The organism is Enterobacter sp. T1-1 (assembly GCF_000710795.1).
Taxonomy (GTDB): domain Bacteria; phylum Pseudomonadota; class Gammaproteobacteria; order Enterobacterales; family Enterobacteriaceae; genus Enterobacter; species Enterobacter cloacae.
Genome location: NZ_JALW01000018.1, coordinates 1 through 1,384, shown reverse-complemented (window position 1 = coordinate 1,384; position 1,384 = coordinate 1). Strand labels below are relative to the sequence as shown.

The following is a 1,384-nucleotide window of genomic DNA, read 5'->3' as shown; positions in this document are numbered from 1 at the left end:
CGCTGAGGCCGGAAATGACGCTTGCCGGGACCCCCACGCTCCAGTTGCCCGCCGCGTCCAGCACGGTGGTGTAGCTCTGGCCGCCAATCGTTACGGTGACCTTATCGCCCGCCGCCGCGCCGGTGGCAATGCCGCTGATGATTTGTGCCTGGCCGTGTTCTGCGATGTTAATGACGTCATCGCCCGCGATGGTGCTGATGGTCACCTCAGGCACGGTCATGTCCACCGTCAGATTGTGATCAACCGATGCCGGGTTACCCGCCTTGTCGCTGACCGATGCGGTGACGGTCACGCTGCCGTCGCTGAGCGCCGCCAGATCCGCTGCCGGGACGTTCAGCGTCCAGTTACCGTCTGAACCGACCGTTGCGGTGTAGTCCTTGCCGTTCAGGCTCACGGTCACCGTCTGGCCCGCTTCCGCGGTGCTGGTGCCGGAGACGGTCAGGTCAGACTGTGCTTCTGCGGCGTTGAGGATGTCGTCCGTCGCGAGGGTGTTGATGGTCACGGATGGCACGGTGGCGTCCACGCTGTACTCGCGTCCTGCGGACGCGCTGTTGCCATTGACGTTGGTAACGCTCACCTGCACGCTGGCGTCGCCGTCTTTCAGACCGGCAAGATCCGCCGCTGGCACGGTGGCGGTCCAGTTGCCATCGGCATCGACCTGCGCAGTATAGATTTTACCGCCCATGCTCAGGGTGACGGTCTGCCCGGCTTCCACGTTGGTGGTGGCGCCAGAGAGCACCAGATCCAGGCCCTTCTCCGCCGCGTTAATCACGTCGTCGGAGGCAATGGCATTGATGCTGATGGCCACCGTTGCCAGATCCACGGTGACATCATGGCTGATGGTAATTGGGTTACCCGCCGTGCTGTCGCCGGTGACGCTGATCTTCACGGTGCCTTCCGGCCACGTGCTCACGTCCGCCGCCGGGACCGCCGCGCTCCAGGTGCCGTCCGCCAGCACCGTTGCGGAATAGTCTTTCCCGTTGACGGTCACGGTCAGTGCGGTGCCTGGGGTCAGCCCGTCGCTGGAGCCGGTGATAATCAGGTTCTGGTTGTGCTCAATGGTGTTGATCACATCATCGCCCGCCACGGTGTCCACACGCAGGCCCGGCAGGTTGGCGTCGATGGTGATGTCACGTTCGCCCGTACCGGTGTTGCCGTGGCCGTTGGTGACGGTCGCGCTCACGCTCAGACTGCCGTTGCCGAGCGCGGTCAGAACGTCGGACGGCACGCTTACGGACCAGCTCAGATCGCTCTGCACCGTCGCGGTGTAGCTGTTGCCGCCAATCGTCACGGTTACGGTGTTGCCCGCTTCGGCATTCGCCACGGTGCCGCTGATGGTCTGGCCTGCCGCCACTTCCGCCGCGTTAATCACGTTGTCGCCCGC

At 64.5% G+C, this 1,384-nt stretch carries 1 protein-coding gene; it reads right to left on the bottom strand.

The features are described 5' to 3' along the window. The coding region (locus tag AK59_RS01000000123630; RefSeq protein WP_032618462.1) for an Ig-like domain-containing protein at nucleotides 1-1,384 on the bottom strand (1,384 nt) is incomplete at both ends.